The sequence below is a fragment of the Cellulomonas pasadenensis genome, assembly GCF_047229365.1.
In the GTDB taxonomy this organism is placed as follows: domain Bacteria; phylum Actinomycetota; class Actinomycetes; order Actinomycetales; family Cellulomonadaceae; genus Cellulomonas.
On record NZ_JBFTEP010000171.1, the window covers coordinates 1 to 6,382 of the forward strand.

3 protein-coding genes are annotated in these 6,382 nt (G+C 79.2%); all 3 read left to right on the forward strand.

The genetic code is table 11. The annotated features are described in order from the left end of the window. Nucleotides 1-67: 67 nt before the first annotated feature. The gene (locus AB6N23_RS16650) at nt 68-1,375 is read left to right on the forward strand and encodes an FtsX-like permease family protein (protein ID WP_412867105.1); all 1,308 of its coding nucleotides are present in this window, start codon (nt 68-70) and stop codon (nt 1,373-1,375) included. A 160-nt stretch (nt 1,376-1,535) separates the two neighbouring features. Then, complete coding sequence (locus tag AB6N23_RS16655) at nt 1,536-4,847, forward strand: FtsX-like permease family protein (RefSeq protein WP_412867106.1); 3,312 nt, start codon at nt 1,536-1,538, stop codon at nt 4,845-4,847. After that, nucleotides 4,844-6,382, forward strand: a 1,539-nt coding sequence (locus AB6N23_RS16660) for a hypothetical protein (RefSeq protein ID WP_412867107.1), incomplete at its 3' end; no start/stop codon positions are given. The genes AB6N23_RS16655 and AB6N23_RS16660, both read left to right, overlap by 4 nt.

A 6,382-nucleotide genomic window follows, 5' to 3' on the forward strand; every position in this document is an offset into this window, starting at 1 on the left:
CCCCCCCCCCCCCCCCCCCCCCCCTTTTCAACCACAAGCCGCCACCCGCGATCGGCGTAAGTGTCTGGTGGGCTCGGATTTGTTTATAAGCGACCGGGCCGCGCCGGCGGCCGTGCGCGCGACCGGGCGGCTCGCGGCCCGGTCGCGCGGCCTGGCGGCACCGCTGGCGGTCGCGCGCGCGCACGGCGCGGCGACGGCGGTGACGCCGCTGCTCGCGGTGACCGTCGCGGTCGCGCTGGTCGTGCTGTCCGGCACCCTCGTGCAGAGCGTGCGCAGCGGGCAGCGCGACGCCGCCGACCTGCGCGTGGGCGGCGACGTGCGCCTCGACGGCCGCCTCGACCGCGAGCTCGGCCGCACCGCGCTCGCGGCGCTGCCCGACGCCGACGGCGTGGTCGCCCTGGCGTCCGGCAGCCAGCTGCCCGGGCGCACGGTGGGGTCGGGGCTCGGGCTGACCGCGACGCTGCTCGTCGTGGACGCCGCCGAGCTGGCGCGCGTGCGGGCCGACCGCGGGCTGCCCGTCGACGCGGGCCTCGCCGCGCTCGGCACGGCGGGCGCCGACGGCGCCGTGCCCGCGCTCGTGAGCGCCGGCCTCCTCGACCGGCTGTCCGCCCACCCGGTCGAGGGCGACCTGCGGGTCGGCGTCCTGGGCGAGCCGGTGGCCGTCGACGTGCGCGGCACCACCGCGATGCTGCCCGACGCCGGCGCACCCCCGCTCGACGCCCGCGCGGCCGCACCCGCCGCGGTCGAGGACGACGGCCTCGTCGTCGTGGACAGGAGCGCCCTCGTCGCCACGGGCGTCGACGTGCCGGCGCCCGACCGCGCGTGGCTGAGCGGCCCCGGCGCCGTGGCCGCGGTGACCGCGCTCGCGCTGCCGCCCGCGGCGGCGTCCGGCATCACGGTGACCACGCACGACGGGTGGTCCCGGGCGTGGACCGGGGACCCGCTGACCGCGGCGCTGCAGGCGCTGCAGGCGGCCGGCGTGGGCGTGCTCGCGCTGCTGCTCGTGCTCACCCTCGTGCTCGTCGTCGTGGCGACGTCCCGCGAGCGCGGGCGCACGCTGTCGACCCTGCGCACCCTCGGCCTCGACGCCGGGACCGCCCGCGCGGCGACGCTCGGCGAGCTGGCACCGCTGGTCGTCGGCGGCCTGCTCGGCGGGGCGGTGATCGGGCTGGTCGTGCCCTGGCTGGTCACCGACGCGCTGGGCCTGCCGTGGCTGACGGGCGACCCGCGGGGCGGCCGCGTCGCGCCCGCGGTCTGGCCGGTCGTCGTGGCCGCCGGCGCGCTGCTGGCGGCGCTCGCCGTGGCGGTCGGGGTCGAGCAGGCCGTGCGCCGGCGCGACCGGCTCGGCGACGTGCTGCGCGTCGGCGACCGCTGACGCGGGCCGTCCGGAGAACTTTCCTCCGCCTGCCACCCAACGTTTTCGGCGTGTCCGTACCGTGACGTGGAAACGGTCCCACCTGCGGGGACGCGGCTCCTAGCCTGATCGCGCAGCACGCCGGGCACGACGCCCGGCGGCGACACGAGGGGGTTCTGCGGTGGGATGGCGATGGCGCGTCCTGGTCCGGCGGCTGCGGGACCAGTCGTCGGTGATCGCGACCGTCGTCGCCGTGACGCTCGTGGCGACCACGCTGCTCGGCACGTTCGCGCTGCTGCTGCAGGGCAGCGCCGGCGACGCGCTCGCGGAGGCGCTCGACCGCGCGCCCGCGGACGACGTCCGGCTGGAGGCGGTCGTGCGGGTGTCCGGCAAGGACGCCGACGTCGCGCTCGCCACGGCGCGCGACGCCCTGCGCGGCCTGCACGCCGGCGTGGAGGCGGACGAGGAGACGTGGCTGACCGGCAGCACCTGGATCCTGCCGGGCCGCGGCGCGTCGGGCGCCGCGCCCTACGGCTACCCCGCCTCGAGCCCCCGCGTGCCCGGCGACGCGCGCCTGCTCACCGGCACCTGGCCCGACCGCGCGCGCGACGACGCGGGCCGGCTGCTCGTCGCCGTGCCGGCCGTCGCCGCAGACGAGTACGGCTGGGCGGTGGGCACCGAGGTGCCGGTCCGCTCGCAGGGCGGGCAGCGGACGGACACGTGGCTGGTGACCGGCACCCACGAGCTGACCGGACGGCCCGGCACCTGGACCCGCGACCGCATCGACGGGCGCGGGCACGACCCGCAGTTCGTCGTGCCCGGGTCGATGGGGCGCCTCGTCACCGACCTCTGGGGGCCGATGGTCGTCGGTCCCGGCGGCCTGGCCGGCAGCGGCGTCGTCGACGTCGCGCACGTCGTGAGCGAGGTCCGGCTCGGCGACGCCCCGCCCGAGGCCCTCGCCCACCTGCGGGCGGCCGTCGACGACGCGCAGGTGGCACTCACCGCGGGGCTGCGGCCGACGGGGATGGGCGGCACCGTGCGCACGACCGTGGGCGACGCCATCGACGCCGCCTGGCGCGAGCTGTCCGTCACCCGCGTCGGCGTGGTCGTGGTCGGCCTCCTGCTCACCGTGCTGGCGACGACCGTGATGCTGCTCGCGGCGCGCCTGCTGGGCGAGCGGCGGTCGGCGGAGGGTGAGCTGCTCGCGGCCCGGGGGGCGGCACCGCGGCAGCTGCGCTCCCTGGCGGTCCTGGAGGCGGTGGCGCTCGCGCTCGTGTGCGGTGCCGCCGCGCCGTGGCTGGCGCGGGCGCTGTGGTCCGTCGTCGTGGCGGGCGGTCCGCTCGAGCGCGCCGGGTTCACCGTGCCGCCGGGCGTGCCGCTGCTGGCGTCGGCCACGTGCGCCGTCGTGGCGTTCGTGCTGGCCGTGGCGCTGGTGGTGCCGCAGTGGCACGTCGCCGGCTCGTCCGCGCCGGCCGCGCACGCGGGGCTGGTCCGCACGGGTGCGGACCTCGGGCTCGTCGCGCTGGCCGGGGTCGCGCTGTGGCAGCTCCTCACCTACGGGTCGCCGCTGACGGTCGGCCCGACCGGACCGCGCCTCGACCCCGTCCTCGCGGTCGGCCCGGCGCTCGTGACGCTCGGTGCCGCCGTGCTCGCGCTCCGGCTCGTCGGCCCCGTCGGGCGCGGTGCCGACGCGCTCGCCGCCCGGTCGCGCGCACTCGTGGGGCCGCTCGCCGCGTGGCAGGTCGCGCGCCGCCCGGCCGCCGCGTCCGGTACGACGCTGGTGCTCGTGCTCGCCGTCGCCGCGGCGACGTTCGGGCAGTCGTTCCTCGCGACGTGGCGCGTGTCGCAGCTCGAGCAGGTCGACCTGGCCCTCGGCACCGACGTGCGCGTCCACGACCTGAGCGGGGAGCGCGTCCTGGGCTCCGCCGCCCTGACCGGGCCGCTCGACGACGCGACGGGTGCGACGGCGCAGCCCGTCGTCGACCGCTCCGCGACGCTGGGGCGCGCGCTCACCGCCGACATCGGCGTGCCCGGGTCGTCGTCGTCCATGCCCGTGCACCTCGTGGGGGTCGACACCACGCGGCCCGAGGCGCTGCGCGGCCGCACCGACGTGCCGTGGGCGCAGGTCGTGTCGGACCTCGCACCGCGGGGTGCGGAGCGGCCCGTCCCCCTGCCCGGCGATCCGCAGTGGGTCGTCGCGGACGTCACTGCCGGCGTCACGCCCGCCGCCCCCGGCTCCGGCACGCTGACGCTCGTCGTCGAGGACCGCCACGGGGTGCGCACGGCGCTCGACGCGCCGCTGCCCCTGCTCGACGAGGCCACCACCGTCGTGCTCGAGGTGCCCGCCCTGGCCGGCCCGGCCCGCGTGGTCGCGGTCAGCGGCCGCATCTCGCTCGCGCTCGCCCCGCCGCGGCCCGAGGGTCAGGAGGAGTCCCGCGAGACCTTCGGGTTCGGCACGGTGCGGGTCACCTCCGCCCGGGTCGTCGACCGCGCCGCCGCGGTCGACGCGGACGGCGCCGCGACCGCGGCCGCCACCCCCCTCCCGCTGGCGGACGGCGGCTGGGAGGGCTTCACGTACAGCGGCACGAGCCGGTACACGCTGGGCGTCACGGGCGACGCCGACGCCCTGCAGCTCACCGGCGAGATGAACCTGACGGCGATCGTCAACGGCAGCGGCCGCCTCGGGGCGGTCGCGTGGCAGACGGGCGGGGGGCCCGTGCCCGTGGTGGTGACCGAGGCCGCCGCGCGCGAGGGCGTCCTCGGCCCCGGTGACGACCTGGCGCTCACGCTCGGCAGCACCAGCGTGGACGCCGAGGTGGAACGGGTCGTCCCGTACCTGCCCGGCGCACCCCGCGGACCGGGCGTGCTGGCGGACCGCGGCCGGCTCGGCCGCGCGCTCCTCGAGCAGGGCAGCACGGACCCGCTCGTCGACGCCTGGTGGGTCGCGGCGCAGCCCGGCGGCGACGGCGTCGCGCTCGGCGCCGCCCTCGACGCGACCGGTGTCGGCGACGTCGCGGTGCGCACCACGCAGCGCCAGGTCGCCACCGAGGGACCGCTGCGGGTGGGCGTGCCCGTGGCGCTGTCGCTCGTCGCGCTCGCCGCGGCCGCGCTCGTCGTGGTCGGGCTCGGCACGAGCACGACCGTGGCGGTGCGCACCCGGCGGCTCGAGCTCGCGCGGCTCCAGGCGCTCGGCGCGGCGCGCGGCGGGCTCGTGCGCGGGCTGCTCGTCGAGCACCTGCTGCTCGTCGGGCTCGGGACCGTCGCGGGTCTCGCGATCGGGTGGGGTGTCGCCGCCACCGTCGCCCCGCTGCTGACCGTGTCCGGCGACGGGCGGCGGCCGGTGCCCGGCCCGCTGCTCGTGTGGCCCTGGCTGGGCCAGCTCGGCGTCGCCGCGACGCTGGCCGCCGCCGCCTGCCTCGTCGTCGCCGTCGTCGCCGCGCTCCTCGTGCGCCGCGCCTCGGGGGCGCTCCTTCGACTGGGGGACGACCGGTGACCCTGCTGACCACGCGCGCACGCGCCACCACGTCCGACGCCGTGCTCGTCGCCCGCCGGCGGGCCCGGCAGGACGCCGCCCTGCTCGTGGGCACCGCCGTGCTGCTGCTCGGCACGCTGCTGCTGGCGCTCGCGCTGCCGCGGCTCGTCGAGCGCACCGCCGACGCCGCGGTCCGCGACACGCTGGAGGCGGCGGGCACCGACGCGGACGTGCTGGGCTACCCGTACGTGACACCCGGCTCGTACGACCCCGACTACGTCGGGGAGGCCGTGTCGACCGCGCGCTGGCTGACGACGGAGATCGAGTCGGGCCTCGGCGAGCCCGTCGCGAGCGTCCGCACGCCCACCTTCGTCGCCCGCACGCCGGCGGGCGCGTTCCTCACCCGGCTCGTCACGGTGGTCGTGCCGGACCGCCCGGCCGCGCAGGAGCCCGTCCGCTGGGTCGCGGGCACCGCCCCGGCTCCCGTCCCGCCCGGCGGGGACCTCCCCGACGGCACGCCCGCGCCACCGAGCGTGCAGGTCGGGCTGAGCGCCGCGGCCGCGCGGAGCCTGGGGCTGACCCTCGACGACGGCCCCGTGCGCATCGCGCGCGGCTCCGAGTCGGTCGACGCGTACGTCGACATCACGGGCCTGTACGAGCCCGCCGACCCGGACGACGTGCTCTGGCGCGGCTCCGGGGACCTGCTCGGGACGGTCCCGACGGCGCCGGGCTCGGAGGCCGCCGACCTCGCCGGCCTGTACGTGCCGGCGTCCGGGATCGAGGACCTCCAGCAGGTCAACGGCACGCGCCGGCTCGAGACGTCGGTCCGGGCCCCCCTCGACACCGACGGGATGACGCTCGACGACGCCCGCGCGCTGCATGACCAGGTGGTGCGGCTCACCGCCACCACCGGGAGCGTGGGCAGCGCGCTGCCGGACATCCTCGACGCGTTCGAGACCCGCCTCACGGCCGCCCGCGCGCAGTCGTCGCTGGTCGTCGTGGGGCTCGCCGCCACCGGTGCGCTGTGCCTCGTCCTCGCCGCCGGCCTGCTCGCGGGACGCCGGCAGACGTCGCTCGCCGGCGAGCGCGCCCGCGGCGCGTCGATCGCGTCGGTCGTCCTGCGCGGCCTGGTCGAGACGCTGCCCGTCGTGGTGCTGGTGGCCGCGCTCGCCTACGCCGCGGTGACGCTCGCCCTCCCGGGCCGGGGCGGCTCGGTCACGGTGGCGACGGCGGTCGCCGTGGTGGCGGCCCTGGCCCCCGCGGTGCTCGCGGCCCGCACCGCTGCCGGGGCGTGGACGGGGCGTCGCGTGCCGGCGGACCGGCGCGAGCGCGCCCGGCTTGTCGCACGCCGACGGGCGCGCCAGGGCGTCGCCGAGGCGCTGGTCGTCCTGCTCGCCGTCGGCGCCCTCGTCGCGGTGCGCACGCGCGGGCTCGTCCCCGCCGGGAACGGGGACGTCGACCCGCTGCTCGCGGCGGCGCCCGTGCTGGTGTCGGCCGCCGCGGCGCTCGTCGTCGTGCGCGTGGCGCCCGCCGTGGTGCGGTCCACGGGCCGGCTC